24 protein-coding genes are annotated in these 14798 nt (G+C 28.6%); all 24 read right to left on the bottom strand.

The window, feature by feature from the left end:
• Positions 1 to 38: 38 nt before the first annotated feature.
• The 24 genes from LQ617_RS10335 to LQ617_RS10225 all read right to left on the bottom strand — a co-directional run bounded on the left by LQ617_RS10335 (position 39) and on the right by LQ617_RS10225 (position 14744).
• Entirely contained in the window at positions 39 to 1031 is a 993-nt protein-coding gene (locus LQ617_RS10335) for a hypothetical protein (protein WP_239740314.1), read from the bottom strand.
• 48 nt (positions 1032 to 1079) lie between these two features.
• Positions 1080 to 1730, bottom strand: coding sequence for a hypothetical protein (locus tag LQ617_RS10330; RefSeq protein ID WP_239740313.1), 651 nt, complete (start codon positions 1728 to 1730; stop codon positions 1080 to 1082).
• Between the two features lie 13 nt (positions 1731 to 1743).
• Positions 1744 to 2232, bottom strand: a complete 489-nt coding sequence (locus tag LQ617_RS10325) for a hypothetical protein (protein ID WP_239740312.1) — start codon at positions 2230 to 2232, stop codon at positions 1744 to 1746.
• A gap of 15 nt (positions 2233 to 2247) precedes the next feature.
• Positions 2248 to 2496: a hypothetical protein gene (locus LQ617_RS10320; protein WP_239740311.1), complete on the bottom strand. Its 249-nt coding sequence runs from the start codon at positions 2494 to 2496 to the stop codon at positions 2248 to 2250.
• Between the two features lie 149 nt (positions 2497 to 2645).
• Entirely contained in the window at positions 2646 to 3656 is a 1011-nt protein-coding gene (locus LQ617_RS10315) for a phage lytic cycle repressor MrpR family protein (RefSeq protein ID WP_239740310.1), read from the bottom strand.
• Between the two features lie 2 nt (positions 3657 to 3658).
• The gene (locus tag LQ617_RS10310; protein WP_239740309.1) at positions 3659 to 4957 is read right to left on the bottom strand and encodes a DNA sulfur modification protein DndB; all 1299 of its coding nucleotides are present in this window, start codon (positions 4955 to 4957) and stop codon (positions 3659 to 3661) included.
• Between the two features lie 280 nt (positions 4958 to 5237).
• Positions 5238 to 6275: a tyrosine-type recombinase/integrase gene (locus LQ617_RS10305; RefSeq protein ID WP_239740308.1), complete on the bottom strand. Its 1038-nt coding sequence runs from the start codon at positions 6273 to 6275 to the stop codon at positions 5238 to 5240.
• 204 nt (positions 6276 to 6479) lie between these two features.
• Positions 6480 to 6833, bottom strand: coding sequence for a hypothetical protein (locus LQ617_RS10300; protein WP_239740307.1), 354 nt, complete (start codon positions 6831 to 6833; stop codon positions 6480 to 6482).
• Positions 6834 to 6981: 148 nt separating this feature from the next.
• Positions 6982 to 7419, bottom strand: a complete 438-nt coding sequence (locus LQ617_RS10295; RefSeq protein ID WP_239740306.1) for a hypothetical protein — start codon at positions 7417 to 7419, stop codon at positions 6982 to 6984.
• 62 nt (positions 7420 to 7481) lie between these two features.
• On the bottom strand, positions 7482 to 8033 hold the full coding sequence (locus tag LQ617_RS10290) for a hypothetical protein (protein WP_239740305.1): 552 nt from the start codon (positions 8031 to 8033) through the stop codon (positions 7482 to 7484).
• Between the two features lie 174 nt (positions 8034 to 8207).
• Positions 8208 to 8768, bottom strand: a complete 561-nt coding sequence (locus tag LQ617_RS10285; RefSeq protein WP_239740304.1) for a hypothetical protein — start codon at positions 8766 to 8768, stop codon at positions 8208 to 8210.
• A 119-nt stretch (positions 8769 to 8887) separates the two neighbouring features.
• Positions 8888 to 9220: a hypothetical protein gene (locus LQ617_RS10280; protein WP_239740303.1), complete on the bottom strand. Its 333-nt coding sequence runs from the start codon at positions 9218 to 9220 to the stop codon at positions 8888 to 8890.
• A 180-nt stretch (positions 9221 to 9400) separates the two neighbouring features.
• Entirely contained in the window at positions 9401 to 9739 is a 339-nt protein-coding gene (locus LQ617_RS10275) for a hypothetical protein (protein ID WP_239740302.1), read from the bottom strand.
• Positions 9740 to 9767: 28 nt separating this feature from the next.
• Positions 9768 to 10070 (bottom strand): hypothetical protein, encoded by a 303-nt coding sequence (locus LQ617_RS10270; RefSeq protein ID WP_239740301.1) that lies wholly within the window; start codon positions 10068 to 10070, stop codon positions 9768 to 9770.
• Between the two features lie 51 nt (positions 10071 to 10121).
• The gene (locus LQ617_RS10265; RefSeq protein WP_239740300.1) at positions 10122 to 10376 is read right to left on the bottom strand and encodes a hypothetical protein; all 255 of its coding nucleotides are present in this window, start codon (positions 10374 to 10376) and stop codon (positions 10122 to 10124) included.
• A gap of 129 nt (positions 10377 to 10505) precedes the next feature.
• Positions 10506 to 10964, bottom strand: a complete 459-nt coding sequence (locus LQ617_RS10260; RefSeq protein ID WP_239740299.1) for a hypothetical protein — start codon at positions 10962 to 10964, stop codon at positions 10506 to 10508.
• Positions 10965 to 11098: 134 nt separating this feature from the next.
• Positions 11099 to 11299, bottom strand: a complete 201-nt coding sequence (locus LQ617_RS10255; RefSeq protein ID WP_239740298.1) for a hypothetical protein — start codon at positions 11297 to 11299, stop codon at positions 11099 to 11101.
• A 169-nt stretch (positions 11300 to 11468) separates the two neighbouring features.
• Complete coding sequence (locus LQ617_RS10250; protein WP_239740297.1) at positions 11469 to 11801, bottom strand: hypothetical protein; 333 nt, start codon at positions 11799 to 11801, stop codon at positions 11469 to 11471.
• 525 nt (positions 11802 to 12326) lie between these two features.
• Positions 12327 to 12965 (bottom strand): hypothetical protein, encoded by a 639-nt coding sequence (locus LQ617_RS10245; RefSeq protein WP_239740296.1) that lies wholly within the window; start codon positions 12963 to 12965, stop codon positions 12327 to 12329.
• Positions 12966 to 12992: 27 nt separating this feature from the next.
• Positions 12993 to 13250, bottom strand: coding sequence for a hypothetical protein (locus LQ617_RS10240; protein ID WP_239740295.1), 258 nt, complete (start codon positions 13248 to 13250; stop codon positions 12993 to 12995).
• Positions 13247 to 13573 carry a hypothetical protein gene (locus tag LQ617_RS10235; protein WP_239740294.1) on the bottom strand — a complete coding sequence of 109 codons (327 nt, stop codon included), beginning with the start codon at positions 13571 to 13573 and terminating at the stop codon, positions 13247 to 13249. The genes LQ617_RS10240 and LQ617_RS10235 overlap by 4 nt, the downstream gene beginning before the upstream one ends.
• Positions 13574 to 13612: 39 nt before the next feature.
• A complete protein-coding gene (locus LQ617_RS16010) occupies positions 13613 to 13735 on the bottom strand; it encodes a hypothetical protein (protein WP_275590268.1) in 123 nt (40 codons plus the stop codon).
• Between the two features lie 48 nt (positions 13736 to 13783).
• Positions 13784 to 14143, bottom strand: coding sequence for a hypothetical protein (locus tag LQ617_RS10230; RefSeq protein ID WP_239740293.1), 360 nt, complete (start codon positions 14141 to 14143; stop codon positions 13784 to 13786).
• A 97-nt stretch (positions 14144 to 14240) separates the two neighbouring features.
• A complete protein-coding gene (locus LQ617_RS10225; protein WP_239740292.1) occupies positions 14241 to 14744 on the bottom strand; it encodes a hypothetical protein in 504 nt (167 codons plus the stop codon).
• Positions 14745 to 14798 lie beyond the last annotated feature (54 nt).

Below are 14798 nucleotides of genomic sequence, written 5' to 3'. Positions count from 1 at the left end.
CTCCCTTATGTATATTTTATCTTCTTTAATCACCTAATTTAGAACGGTAAATCATCATCAGAAATATCGCTTGCCATCGTACTAGCAACAGGTTTTTTAGCTGGTGCATTGAAACCATTGTTAGCTTTAACTTCTTTTTTCTTAGGCTCTGAAGACTTAACTTCTAATTTAGCTGCCTCATATTTCTTAACTGCTTCAGTCATATCTTCTCTTGAGATAGCTTTTGCATCATCTTCATCATATACATTAATACCAGTTGCAATATTCTTACGAATTGTTTCACGTTTAATATCTACAATTGTTTCACCAAATGACATTCCTGAAGCCTCTCGTGCAACCTCATATGTATGGAATTTATTTCTGATACTACCTGAGATTAAAACAGACATACCTTGCTCTAAACCGTCTTCAACTCCGTCAGCCATTTTACCTTGAACAGTAAATTCAAATGGTTGAGCAATACCTTTATAATCAATTGTTGCTGCTTTGAAAGTTACTTCTTCGGTTTCGTTCTCATCTTTATCTAATACACGTGTTGCACCAGTTAAAGTAAATGCTTCAATTGTATATGTAACACCAAACTTATCTTCTGTGTTATCTAAACGATTGAAGAAACGAGCACTAATTCTTAATCCCTCTACCACTTGTCCAGACTTAGCATTTTTGTACATGTTATGCTCAAGTGAGCCATTAACTCTAACGATAGTTGGTGAAACTTCTAAACCTTGCTCATCAATTTGCTCTTGTGAAACATACTCTTTTTCAACTGTTTCTAATGCTGTATATGATGGAGATACAACTTTGTTACCAGTGTTATCCACTGCTACTTTATCTGTTTCTTTGTCAATGTAATGCTTCATTGCAAATGCTTCTACTGTATGGTTTTCACCTTCGCCAGTTGTTACAACCATTCGTAATGATTTAGCTGGGAATTTATTCGGCCCCACTTCGTCTCTGTCAGTAATTTTAATGCTTTTTACCGTACCTAATACTGTTACTCTGTTTTCTAAAAATCTTTTTTCGTTTGCCATAATTTAATTTCTCCTCTTTATACGTATATTTATTTTATATTTTATCTTTTAATCTACTTCTTCAATTTCTGAATCTACTTCTTCTGGAACCTCAAGAACAGTTTCTCCAAACTCTAATTCATCAAAGTATTCAGGTTCAGTGTCTTCATAAGTTTCTTCAAAACTTTCATAATCAAACTCTTCCGTATCTGCTGGAATTTCCTCAATAATCGGGTCAGCTGGTGCTTCTGTTTCAATATTAGAATATGTAAGCAATGCATCAAATACTCTGTCTACCGCAATCAAATCTAATGTTTCATTATCCTCTACCAACACAGTGTCCGTATTCGTAAATAAATTCATAATATTTGCTACATCTTGGTCTGCTAGACCTGCAAGTAAATCATCAGATACTTTATGATTAGCTGTTACTACAACTCCACCAAATGCAAACTCTACCTCATTAATAAGCATATTACACATTAAATTAGGTGTTTCTGGTACAACAATATTCTCTTCATCTTCTGTTTCGACTACTGTATCTGGATTAGATATCCATAAAACATAATCTCCAACTTTACGTGGTACAGGTTCTTTCCCAACTTGTTGTTGTATAAATGACTCTACCCCAACAATTTTATCTGCATCAAATTCTAATATTTCCCTCATTGAATCATCGATTTTAGCATAACCTCTTGGCTCAATAACTATGTATTTCATTTATTTTCTCTCCTTATGTTGTTGTAAAACTTGTGGAATAAACAAACTCTCCATAAGAATTATATATACCATCTAACATTTTAAACTTATCAATCATTGTTATAATTGCATTGGTATCATCTACTACCCCATTAGTTGAAATAATGCTATCAAAGTATTTAATAACTGTAGAAAACTTCTCTATTTTAGTTCCGATAGTTGAATCTAACGTTATAGACACATCAACAGGTGCATCAATAACATCACTTGTTTCTGGCAATTCAGCAATTTCTTCTAAAGGTTCTCTTTCAAATGAATCTTCTTCATCTTCATTGCCAAATTCATCTCCAACTAATTCTTCACTATCTATGAATTCTCCACTTGCAATTCCGTTTTCTTGGTCAATGAGTCCACCTAAATCTGTAAGAGCAACTTCTCTTAAGTATGTAAGTAATTCTAGTCCTGTACCGTTTAGCTCCCCAATACTGCCAGAGAAACTAACTTCAACTGTTTTTAAATCCATTCGACAAATTCCTTTCTAAATGTGTTTGAATTCTAACGGTTGCAGATTCTCTTTGTGACGATATAGCTTTGGCGTTTCAACAATCACATCATATTCAATGACTGCATGTCTCGCACCTTCATCACTAACCTCATGTATATTCACATGTGTTTTAATTAACCGAAAGATTTCTTCAAGTGCTTCTTTCTCAATTTCTTTCCAATCCTTTTCCTTCAACTTACTGACAGGCTTATTACGTGTTATTCGTGCAGTGTAATGAGCCAAACAACCACTTCCTTTTCATATTTTATTTATGTTGCAATTTCTTGCAATTCCAACTCACAAAATTCATTATAAGCTCGAATTGAGAGAAAGTCAACAGTTTTATATTTTATTTTCTATGTATTCCCTAAAATTTCTTTTAGGGTACTTTATTATTCCTCGAATTTAACTCCGTATATGTTATATAGGGCATCTTCATGCTTTCTAACAAATGTTCTATAACTTGATTTCGGACTCACAGCATTTGGTGTAAAGTCATATCTCTCATGTACTTCTTTTGCTTGGTTTAAACCTATTACATTATTATCATCAGCTAACAAACTTAAATGATATATAATGCCAGAGTTAATTAGTGTTGTTACTGAACTTATTTTATCCTCAGTTATTGTTTTTAATAACCTTAACTTGCGATACACATACTGTTTGTTGACTTGCGGTTCATTATCTTCAGACCTTAATGTGTTTCTGAATACATAATCTCCTTGAGCAATTTCAATCTTAGTTGCTTTGGCTTTACTCTCTCCGTTGTTTTTATAGTACTCAACTGACTCGTAAGTTTTAAATAAGTCGTCTAATAATTGTTTACTAATTGCAATATCCCTCAATCTTAATTCCCCTGTGTTCTTACCTATCCCCTTAACACTAAGCACATGCTTACCGTCTTCATTGATATTGTTGCGAGCTTTTTTGATATCTTCTTCTTTGATATTACTAATTTCTGAATACATATACCCTGCTATACCTTCAAAAATAGCCATATACAATGCTTTATCCCCAATGTTATAAACATCTTTAAGCATTTCATTTATATCATCGATTGAATAGTATTTCTGCTTATATACATTTACATATCTTTTCAATGAATCATAAGTAAAAGATTTAAATAAATTAATATTACTTACTCTATGTCCATGTGAAATTGCATAGTCTGCATAGCGTTTGCACTGGTTTAAATAAGTGTTTAATGTGTTTTTACTTGGTGAGTTAAATGAGTACAATAGCAACTCTATTTCAGAAGTGTCAAAATTATATAAGTCTTTGTCAAATGTTTCTTCTAATATTTTAGATTTGTTAAATAATGAAACATAGTTTGCAATTGTTGATGTAGATTCTTGTTGTATAGATTGCATAAATTGCTCTTTGTAAAAATGATTAAAATACATAATTAATTCCTCCCGTTGCGAGCTTTCTTGATTAATTCCTTAACCTTCTCGTTGGCAATACTTTGTTGTTGATTCTTAGAAGAAGATTTTATAGAGAAATCAAATCCATTTTTGTTTATATATTCACTTATTTCTTTTATTAAATCACTGAATTCTTTTTCTTTGTTTTGATAGTTCTCAGCGTATTGTGTTATAAACGCTACTACTATTCCCTGTGAGAATCTTCCTTTTACTACTTGTTTTAAATCATTTATGTCAAGTATAACCCCAGAAAGTTTCTCTGCGACTTCTACTTCTTGATGTCTTGTTTTAATATCGAAGTTTTTGTCTACTGTGTCTTTTAACATATTAAAAGTGATTAAACTTTCATTAGTTTCGGTGATAGATTTACCTGTATAAATAATTTTACCGAACTCAAGGTCTTGGTCTTTAATTGTTTTAACGACTTTAGCTCCTCTTGATTCTTGTTGCATTTCAGTAATTCTATTCTGAGACCACGGTGTAGCTTTACTGTGTTGTCCTTGCCATCTAATAGCTTCAGAAGTTGAGAAATTAGAGAAGATAACATTGAATTCAAAATCTATGGAAGGGTTAAGTCTATATGCTTCTTGAGCAGCTAGAACCCTGTGAAAACCATCTAGGATATCTATTCTAGTACCTTTTGTTAGCATTATAGTACCTGTGTCACTGTTATAAATTATTTCGTCTCCCTCAGATGAAGTCATTGGAGCAGCATTAAAGTAAAGCGTACTTTCTTTTAAAGTGTCATTCAATAAATGTTGTTCAATTTCTTTGATGTTAATTTTATTAATAGTTGGCTTTTTAATTATTTCATCTGTTCTTGTTTCTAATTGTGCTTCTCTCTGTATTTCAAAATTATAATTAAGGATACCACTATTTAACAATTCTGCAATTTGTTTTACTGTTAATGCACAACTGTATAAATCATTAATCTTAACCACTGGGCTTATTTCATAAGGTAGTTTAATATTATCTCTTTCTTTATAAGCTACGAAATCATATTGTTTTGCCTCTTGTTGTTCTCCAATGGGAATGTATTTATTAACAAGCTCTCCTCTACCTAATACCTTAAATGCTTCCATAATAAACAAAGTAATTATTCTTATATCTGTATTCTGAAAGAAGTTTTTATCTAACTCTCTTATTACGAATGATTTTGTAACACCTTCAGGTATTTTGTACATTTCTTCCATATTACTTGAAATTTTATTAATCATATCGTCTGTATTCTGATTTCTTAATTCTTGCACTATGTTTTTTAGCATATCGTGTTTTTCCATTTTCGATTCCCCCGTTTTTACATTTTATCTAAGTTGTTTTTTGGTTTCTGTTATATTGTCTTTTTGGTTGTCTCAAATCTGCTTTTTTCATTTTTCATAATTTCGATTATGCATTTTCTATATATTACAGACTTTTAAATCAATTCAGTTACTCGTTGTATTATACACTTATAAAATTATATTTCATATTTTAGTTTTGAACCGATGTTTTTTGAAACTTTCTTACAAATCCATTGTAACATGAATTCTATTATTAGTAAAGCTATTATAATTTATTTTTTTAAATGTTCACCAATTCTTTTTTTATTAAGTAACTAACGTTTTCGTTAGAATTCAATATTGCTTTGATTATATCATCTTTAGAGTAGTTTTCTAGTTTTACGTCTTTGATGTTCATGCTAAATTCAGAAGATATCGCACCGATAAAGTCGTCTTCAGCACCTTTTAAGTATCTCTCAGTTGTTGTAATACTGCTGTGACTACCTACCTTCTGTGCTACCAGTATATCTTTTGTGGTATCAAAAGCAAAAGTAACTGCACACTTCTTGAAACTATGGAATGTTATATTTCTATTCTCCCATCCCAACGCTTTCTTTGCTCTAGTCATCATTGTGGAACGATTTTTAGAACTATAATTAAATATTTTATCCTCTTTAGATATACCCTCAAAGCCTAATTCTTCACTCATCTTGTCATAAAATCCTTTATTGATAGTCTTTGAGAATGTCTTTTTACCTTTATCAATACCTTTTAGTACTACCGTGTTTTCATCTTTTACTATGAATGAATTTCTAGTGATATTGTTTAATGCCTCTGCCCTTACTCCAGTATCAATGGCTAATAGACAGTAGTAGTATTTTCTCATTGCGTTTTGTCTTTCATTATCTCTAAGATACTCTGCAATCATTAAAGCTTCAGAAGGAAGTATAACTTCATATGAGTTATCTGAGCCTTTAATCTTCTTAAGCGATGCAAATACCTTCAGGTCAATTTCGAAGTTGCTGTTATATAGGAACTTACAGAACTCATTTAAAGCTGTAATCTTTCTATTAATTGATGAAGCACTCAAGTTCATATCATTTAATAGTGTGTTTCTATACTTCATTATATTACTTCTTGTTATAGAATCAATGAAAGATTGAGTAGTAACAAAAGTAGTGTTATCATCTATGCTAATTTTGATGAATTGCGTGATGTCTGACTTATAAGCGTTTTGTGTGTTCTTAGAGTTAATACCTGCTTCATTGATGAATTCTTCTAGTGATGTTGTTACAAACTCTTCTTTCATAATCTCTTTGATTTGTACTACATTTTTCATGCTCAACCTCTCCTTTTCTATATTCTTTAACCTTATATACATTATATTTTATCTTTATTAAAATTGCAAGCGAAATCTCTAACTTTTTTAAATTTCTTCCCGTAGATTTAAACTTTTTCTGTTATATAGGGATTTTCATGGTTCAAAAAAGTCGCCTGCAAATTTGATGTTTCGCTGTTATATAGGGATTTCCACCGTGCTATTTTAATCTTCTACTTTCTCATAGTAGTAGTCCGAATGTTTTTCCCACAAAGTTTTCTTATCTTTTGATAGCTTATATATATGTTTATTTATTAGTTTTTTTCCATTAGGATGTTTTGAATGTTCAATTACAGTAAATTCACCATTGTCTTTCTTATCTTTTATTTCATATTTCTTTTCTGTGCCACTACCGTCAACAAATTTTTCTTGTAAGGTTCCCCTATCAAACGTTAAAGATACTCCACCTTGACTAAATTCCCAAGTGCCTTGTAATGCTTTTTCTTCTTTTGATTGACAACCTGTAAGAATTGCTATTGTAAGTGTAGCTATTCCTATTAATTTAAATTGTTTTTTCATGATGTATCCCCTTTATCTATTTTATATAGTTTGACTTCTTATATTACATTAAACGCTTTTTAATTATACTCAATCTGTATTCCAAACTCAATAGTATATACAAAAGAGATAGCCACTTGAATAAATAGCTATCTGATACTTTAATACTTTATTTTTCTTTGTCGCCTTTAGCTTGTCCTAATGTGTATATAAAATACTCATGCTCAGTCATTTTGTTACCGTCTAATGATGAATATAAATGCTTTTCATTCTTATTAGCCCTATCAGTCCAATAATTCTCATACAGTCTTATACTTTCGTTTAGTGTGATTAGTCCTGTAGAAAACGACTTTCTAACATTAGACTTTTTCATTTTTCCGTTGTCATAATCTCTTTGACAAGTACCTTTAGGTAATTGATACACAACTTCACACTCTTTAAAAGTCATTACATTTAAAATCGGTTTAGTGTACTTATCAGAATACATTTCTTTGTTTTTCAGTCTATTCAACTTAAAAAATCTTTTACTTACCCACCATATCAAGCCTGTATGCCCACGTTTAGTATAATCTAACTCATGTTCAACATCTTTTTTCTTTCTAGCCATATTCATTTTTCCCTTTCTTATATTTTGTTTTTATATAACTAAAATCATGTAAGCCTATACGCTTACATGATTAGTTTTTTAGTTGCTTTTAACTCTATTTTAAAATCATCTATCTTACCTATTTCTAAGTTGGCATGTAACTCATTTTCAATCCTGTGTTTAATTTTAGAGATTAGATTGTGTTTATCCCTATCTATCAGAAAGTACACTTGTTGCAATTGAGTAAGTGAATATCTAACTTTATGAATGATTTCATTAATCACTATGTCATCGTTATGCAGGAATTCAATAGATTTATATACATCTTCGCTCAAATTGAAATATCGTGATTTAATATACTGTATACAACTTTCATAATCTATAAACTCTTTCATTTCAATTACACCTATATCATCACGTTGCTCAAAACTTTCTTTTGTCATTTCTATATCTTCACAATTTAACCCGTTAGCTTGTAACACTTCAATCTTGTAGAGCATCGTTTCTTTATCTCTATGAACATCTATATATACAATGTTATACAGATTGCCATTGAAAGTGTTACTATCTTCACAGTTCAAGTTTTTTGACAAGAAATAACGTTGTATTAAATCTTTATCATTTGGTTTATACATGCAATTTCAAACCCTCCTATTCAGTTGTATTGATATTTTAATCAATCAACAAACGGTACAAAACACATACATTGTACCGTCAATCATTAATTAAACAGTGAATCACATCTACTTAACTTTAGATATTATTAAATCAATAAAATCACTCTTTTATCACAATATTTTTGTTACTTATTACATAAATACAATAATTTTACTTTCGATTTTGCTTAAATTTTCAAGATTTTGATAGTCAGATAGGTAATATCTTTCAAAAAAGCCTAAATTTTCATCAACAAACATTTTATAGTTTTTATACATTTGTTTATATTCTTTGCCTAATTTTTTAGTTGCTAAATCTTGTGAAATCATATGAATTTCTTCAAACTGTTCTTCAGACAACTCACTTATTTCTTCACTTGTGAATTTAGAATTAAGTATTTTATGTGTTAGTTTTTCTAATTCACAATGCCAATCATCATTGCAAATATCATCATCTATTAATTCAAAGTAATGTGTTTTCTCTTTAAATGTTTCTAAGTCACAATTCATTATCTCTTTAACATACTTTCTTGCATGTATAATTGAATACAGTTGTTGTCCTTTTTCAGATAGTTCATTAAACATTTGTTCTTCTAAAGTTTCATTGTTAATAGCCCAATCTCCACTAATAGTATTATAGTATTCTTCTTCAAAAATTTCCTTTTTTAATTCATAATATAGTTTAGCATTTACTTCATTTTTTAATTTAGTCATTTTAATTCCACCTTTTTATTTTTAATATTTTGTTTTTCAAATTGTGAAATGATTTTCTTCTAGGTGTATTTTTAGTTTTCTGTTATATATCTATCATTTCACGCTTTCAAGAACAAAACTCATGCTATGTTATTCCAATCATCTTCATAATCAATGTAATATCCAATGCTTTCAAGTGCGTTGTCTAAAGTCATATATATTTCTGTTGTTAAATCATCAAAGTTATCCAATATTAAATGCTCACATGATTGAATATCATCAACATCGTTTTTAACAAAGTGATACTTGTTATCTTGTTTATACACTTTAAAATCTTGACCACATGAAAACTGTATTTCTTTTTCAGTCAACAAACCTTTTTCATAACATAATTTTTGTGATTTGTTTATAAATTCCGTCAATCGTTTATTATCTTGATTTGTTAAAAATTCAAAGTTTAAAATTTCATTCATTTTATAGCCCACCTTTTTATAATTTGTTTTATTTTGTTAAAATATCCATTTTATTTTAATTTTTCCAACACTATTTCATATTCAAACAATTGATAAGTTACTTTATTAATTAAGCAATTAAACATTTTTGTTTGTGTATCTTCATAATTAAATGTGTTTCTATCTATCCTTTTTTTATATTTAAGCCACAATATCTACTACATTAATATTTACACTTTCAATTTTATAAACGCCTATAACATAATCAACTAAGTAATGACCGTTATCATCTTGCATTGCGTTTCTATCTTCTACCACTGAAAATTGCAATGTTTGTTTATTATCTTCATCTATAAATAAATCACTTTTGTTTACTTCAAACGTTGTATTTATGACTTCTAAAATATCATCAATACTATTTGATTTTGCTACGCCTAAGTGAAAACCACCTTTTGAAAACTCATTACCCGACCAATCCTGACTTACTTCATTCCATTCTGTTACAAAAGTATCTAACACTTCAATATTGTATTTAATCATTTTAACTACCACCTTATTATTTTATATTTTATTCATTATCCAGTTTATCTAACATTGCATAGTAACGACTTACAATGTAATCTTTATCGTCATTCAATAACTTGTTGTAATCATATTCTGATAGGCTTATTAGTTGATTGTTAACATCAAACTTGTAGTAATCGTCTGTAATCTCAAAGCCTATTGTAATCATCTTGATTATTTCAGTTGGTGTATAATTCTTTAACCTTTCATCTAGCGTATTCATTTTACAAAATACATATTCCGTCATGCTTTCATCATATTTATTGAGTTTATCAATCATATAGATTAACTCATTTCTACCAAACATAAGCAATCCACCTTTTATATTTTATTTTCAATTGAATGTTTTAATGCTTGATTATTCAAGCATTAAAGTACCAAATGTGTAATTTTGAATATCTGTGTTGTAATACTTATAATCAACGTACATTTGACCGTAACGCATTACTCTTATTCGTTCTATCTCTACACTACTAACTTTAAAATATCTTGTGAGTTCTTCTTCTAATACGTCAGTCACAAAATCAGACTCTAAAAATGTAAACTTTTCATTGCTAGGTATTTCAGATTTATCAACTAATTTTATTAGACTATCAATTGGTTTACTATACATGCTTTATACCACCTTTTTGTAATGTGCCTGTAACTTATTTCCTTAATACAATTATAGCATGTTCTATTTAGTAAAACAACTATTATTTTATATTTTATTCTTTAAAATTTGTGATTTAAAATACTTATTTTATTCTCTTTCTTCAAAATACGTTCTAATATCTTTAATGATTTCATCTACAACTAAATCAGTATTTTCATAATCGATATGATTAAAATGTTCTATATCATCATTATGATATCTTGAACATGTTTCGAACGCCCAATCTTTCACTTTATAATTATTGTTAAAGTAGTTTTCGATATCTTCTACCGTCATAGTATCGTCATTTTCTTGTATGCGTTCTATAATATCATCGCTATCCATTCCCAATTCTTCTGATAAGTTTACATAAAAACTAGGTTTATAATACAAATCAAAAGTTGAAGTAATTGCTTCTGTTTCATCTTCTTTAATAATAAATAGTACATGGTTAAAGCTACCATTATCTTCATAAAAGATTGTGATGTTTTCATTTAACTCTTTGTTCAACTTTATTACTTCTTTACTCAACTTTTCTAATACTTCATTTACTTGTTTCATATTCATATTAATTACCACCTTTAAAGTTTTATTAATTTAATCAATAGAACAAAACTAGTCATGTTGTATGTTTTCTAGTTGGCGCTTTGTTCTATTTAGTTTAATTAATAATTTTTTTACAGTTAAATTTTAGCAACATGCTACATTATTAAACCTAGCAAAACTTTATCTTTAATTGCCTGTTGTAGCCAACCGACTGTATCATCGTAAGTATAACTATCTAAAAAATTATCTATATTATCCCAATCAGTAATCTTATTTTTTACCCACTCAATTGGCAAAGTCATTTCTAATGTGTCCACTTTATCATTGTCTACAAGTTCACTAGTATACGTGTTCACTGTGATTGTTTTATTTGTCATAATATCTACCAACTTTCTGATTTTATTTGTTTGTAATCTTTCTAACTTTCTTGATATTAGCGTTTAACTTGTCATTGTTTACAATATAGATTGTTTTCATCTAATAACCACCTTTATATTATAATTTATTTTTTATAAAATGTTGTTTTTATTCTTCTACTACTTTATAGCCTGTTGTTTCATTTATGATACTTTTAAAGTAATCAAACGCTTTTTTGCTTTCTGATAAGTTATTAATGTACTCATTCCATTGTTTTTCGTTCAAGCTACCATAAGCAACTGTTCCAAGTTTAAAGTCAATATACACTGTTTCCCTATCATTCTTGTTGTATTCTCTAGTTGCATGTATATCAGTTAGATAACGCTCATTGCCTGTCTTTCTTACTTCAACTGTTTTGAATATGCTATTGTTGTCTGTTTCATATTCAATGATTTTCATTTCATACAGATTTTTGTATTCGTATTTGTCTACTTTATTCATAAGATAACCACCTTTTATTAATAATTATTTTTTGTGCCTGTAATGTATAGTTAATATGTTTATAATCATAAAAAAGAATAAAGATATAATCGTTGTCATATTTTGTGTAGTCATTAAATTAATGATAATTAATAATAGGAACAAAATAATTAAACTATAATTAATCATATCCAGTGTTTTAGTTTTCATTCTTAAGGTCATATGATATACTAGATAGCAAAGGTTACATATTGTGAGTATGCAACCTTGCTATTAAGTTTAACGCTTATTTTTATATGTTGAGTAACTTATATATGTTGTTATTATTATGCCGATTATAGTTACTTGATTAACCATTATGTCAGAAATAGTTTTACATATATTTATTAAGCGTTCTATTAAATCTAATATATCAATGACTTACACCACCTTTTCTATAATGTTAAGGTGGTTATTTGTTTATGTACCTTATAAACTTAACTACCTTACATTTATAATTATAGCATTATTACCTTTACATTACAAGTACTTTTTATATTTTATCTTTTAAATTTGTGAGTTATTTTTTTGAAATTCTTGATAGTCTTGATAGTATCTTTCAAATCTTGATATTTGATTTTTTAACATATCATCAATCATTCTGTCCGCTTTCCTAACACTTCTTATATATCTATAATATTCAATCAAAGTGTTTTCCATATCTTCAATTTCGCATTCGATATCGTGTATTAAGTAATTTATTTCATCAGAAGTGAAATTAATATCTTTATCAAACAATTTATCCTGTAACTGTTTAAATGGAGTTTTATAGATTATTTCAATGTTACTGGGATTTCCGTTAAAACCGATTGTATCAAAGATGTTGGCATCATTTTTCATACTGTAGATGTTTAAATCATTGTATCTATATTCGTATTCAATTAAGCATATCTTCTGTGATAATACGTTAACTTTTAAATCTGTTATTTCATTTTCTAAAATTGATAGTTCGTAATTTAAAAAACTATATTTACGTCTGATATCAATATTGTTATTTTCGATATACTTTTCTAATTCACGATAATCTAGGTGTGTATAATATAATTCTTTCGTGTGTTTTGTATGTGATTGCAACTTTAAAAATTGATTATTCATTTTATCCACTTTGTTGTATACATCTTGATATAATTTTTCTAATCTATCCATGTTATTACACTTCTTTCTTTTATATATTTATATTTCGTAACCTGTCACACTGTAACCAATGTGCATATACTTGTTACCGTTCTTAACTAAAAATGCCTGTTTAACGTCATTGTTCTTATATTGTTCATCTAAAGGCTCATAGCTATCATACTGATTGAGATACTCTTTCAGTTTCTTTTGTATATCCTTTTCATCTTTAACTTGTGTACGTTTTAATAAATGTGTTTCTAGCATTTCAAATTCATTTAAATACAATTGTACAATTTCAATAGTTAGTATCATCATTTTAAATATCCACCCTTAACCAACTGTTTAATTATAATATTGAAATTATGAACAGTTTGATTTTTAAATTCTTGATTAGTCATATTTACCAATCGTTTAGACTGATAAGGTATTTTATCAATCAGTAAGTCGTTATAGTATACCTTAATAAAACTTGTACTGTTAAGTTGATTAGTGAACTGAATATCAAGTAATGGCAAGTGTGCCTGTTTAATCTCATGTTTCAATAATATTTCTACTAATTTTTTATTAGTGTTAAATGGTAAATATAGATAATTCTTTTCGGCGTTCGTTTTAAATAAATTAAATTCTGTTTTCATCATAGTATTATTCTACCTTTCATATTTTATCTTTGTTATATTTTAATAATAAATTGCCTGTTGTAATAACCAACATACGCCAATAAATATCCCTAAACCAAACATGCCACTTGTTAAAATTATATCGTCTTTCTTTTCATGAAATTTTGATTTTAAATTTTCCATTCAAGTACCCCCGTATAACTTTTAGTTGACTGTTACATATCAATTTTTTTATTTGATTGAGTATAATTGTTCGCCTTTGAAAGTGACTGTATATTCTTTGCCTATCTCAACATCTGTAGATACTTCTATAACGTCTGTTTCATCTTCTACATTAGTTATTTCATTTGTGTTTGTAGCTTTAAACTTGTATTTAGTCATAGGTGCATATGCTTTAGCGATTTCTAATTGCGTTTTATCACTATTCTTAAATGAAGTTGGTGCTAACATATCAAAAGTAGACAATTGTTCTGTGTTAGTGCTTAAAACGTCAAATTCCGATAAAGTGTTGTCTACATTGTTTGTAATTTGTCCTATTGGCGTTGCGTTAAGTCCTAATGATAAAGCTAATGCAATTACTGTTGATTTCATAATAAATTACCACCTTTATAATTTTTTATATTTTGTAAATCTAGTTGATTACTCAAAATTTGATTTTTGAGTAATCTCAAAACTTACAAATCATATTTTATTCTTTATTGTGCCACTTCAAGCCCTGTGCATTATATAACGGTATCCAATGCATTTCATAGAAGTCATATCCAGCACCGTCAATACCTAATATTAAACCGTCTAGGTCGTCACATTCGTATATCTGAAAGCCTAAACTTGCCACTAATTCCATGTTATTTTCTATCCAATAAGTTAGAAAACTTGTAGTTTGCCACATTGTTGACCACATTGGTAAAAATGGTCTGTTTTCTATTTCGTCAATTTCGAACGGATTAACTTCAATCATTTGCACACCGTCATGCGTTAAGATTGCATTACCTTCATAGTCTGAATTAAAAACAGTGTATTCTTCATTGTCATAAATTACTTGTTGCCCGTCATATAATGGTGTGATATTTCGAAAACTTTCAAAATTATCATTTTCAAAATATGCTTTTTCAATTAATACTTGAGGAATTGCGTTTATTTCAGTGTCGACCATTCTTTCAGTTGCTTGTTTGATTGTCATTTCTTTTGTCATTTTTAATTACCACCTTATTTTATATTTTATGTTTTATGCGTAAATCAGACGTTG

It is taken from the genome of Mammaliicoccus sp. P-M59 (assembly GCF_022386135.1).
Classification (GTDB): domain Bacteria; phylum Bacillota; class Bacilli; order Staphylococcales; family Staphylococcaceae; genus Mammaliicoccus; species Mammaliicoccus sciuri_A.
Note: the sequence above shows the minus strand (reverse complement) of the source record. Positions and strands in the feature narration are given on the sequence as shown.

Coding starts and splice junctions, on each gene's coding strand:
- LQ617_RS10265 (WP_239740300.1), bottom strand. CDS start 10,376: ATGTATAGTAAACCAATTGATAGTCTAATAAAATTAGTTGATAAATCT.
- LQ617_RS10295 (WP_239740306.1), bottom strand. CDS start 7,419: ATGGCTAGAAAGAAAAAAGATGTTGAACATGAGTTAGATTATACTAAA.
- LQ617_RS10335 (WP_239740314.1), bottom strand. CDS start 1,031: ATGGCAAACGAAAAAAGATTTTTAGAAAACAGAGTAACAGTATTAGGT.
- LQ617_RS10260 (WP_239740299.1), bottom strand. CDS start 10,964: ATGAATATGAAACAAGTAAATGAAGTATTAGAAAAGTTGAGTAAAGAA.
- LQ617_RS10230 (WP_239740293.1), bottom strand. CDS start 14,143: ATGAAATCAACAGTAATTGCATTAGCTTTATCATTAGGACTTAACGCA.
- LQ617_RS10225 (WP_239740292.1), bottom strand. CDS start 14,744: ATGACAAAAGAAATGACAATCAAACAAGCAACTGAAAGAATGGTCGAC.
- LQ617_RS10240 (WP_239740295.1), bottom strand. CDS start 13,250: ATGATGATACTAACTATTGAAATTGTACAATTGTATTTAAATGAATTT.
- LQ617_RS10325 (WP_239740312.1), bottom strand. CDS start 2,232: ATGGATTTAAAAACAGTTGAAGTTAGTTTCTCTGGCAGTATTGGGGAG.
- LQ617_RS10280 (WP_239740303.1), bottom strand. CDS start 9,220: ATGAATGAAATTTTAAACTTTGAATTTTTAACAAATCAAGATAATAAA.
- LQ617_RS10275 (WP_239740302.1), bottom strand. CDS start 9,739: ATGATTAAATACAATATTGAAGTGTTAGATACTTTTGTAACAGAATGG.
- LQ617_RS10300 (WP_239740307.1), bottom strand. CDS start 6,833: ATGAAAAAACAATTTAAATTAATAGGAATAGCTACACTTACAATAGCA.
- LQ617_RS10235 (WP_239740294.1), bottom strand. CDS start 13,573: ATGATGAAAACAGAATTTAATTTATTTAAAACGAACGCCGAAAAGAAT.
- LQ617_RS10245 (WP_239740296.1), bottom strand. CDS start 12,965: ATGGATAGATTAGAAAAATTATATCAAGATGTATACAACAAAGTGGAT.
- LQ617_RS10305 (WP_239740308.1), bottom strand. CDS start 6,275: ATGAAAAATGTAGTACAAATCAAAGAGATTATGAAAGAAGAGTTTGTA.
- LQ617_RS10250 (WP_239740297.1), bottom strand. CDS start 11,801: ATGAATAAAGTAGACAAATACGAATACAAAAATCTGTATGAAATGAAA.
- LQ617_RS10315 (WP_239740310.1), bottom strand. CDS start 3,656: ATGTATTTTAATCATTTTTACAAAGAGCAATTTATGCAATCTATACAA.
- LQ617_RS10330 (WP_239740313.1), bottom strand. CDS start 1,730: ATGAAATACATAGTTATTGAGCCAAGAGGTTATGCTAAAATCGATGAT.
- LQ617_RS16010 (WP_275590268.1), bottom strand. CDS start 13,735: ATGGAAAATTTAAAATCAAAATTTCATGAAAAGAAAGACGATATAATT.
- LQ617_RS10290 (WP_239740305.1), bottom strand. CDS start 8,033: ATGTATAAACCAAATGATAAAGATTTAATACAACGTTATTTCTTGTCA.
- LQ617_RS10310 (WP_239740309.1), bottom strand. CDS start 4,957: ATGGAAAAACACGATATGCTAAAAAACATAGTGCAAGAATTAAGAAAT.
- LQ617_RS10285 (WP_239740304.1), bottom strand. CDS start 8,768: ATGACTAAATTAAAAAATGAAGTAAATGCTAAACTATATTATGAATTA.
- LQ617_RS10270 (WP_239740301.1), bottom strand. CDS start 10,070: ATGTTTGGTAGAAATGAGTTAATCTATATGATTGATAAACTCAATAAA.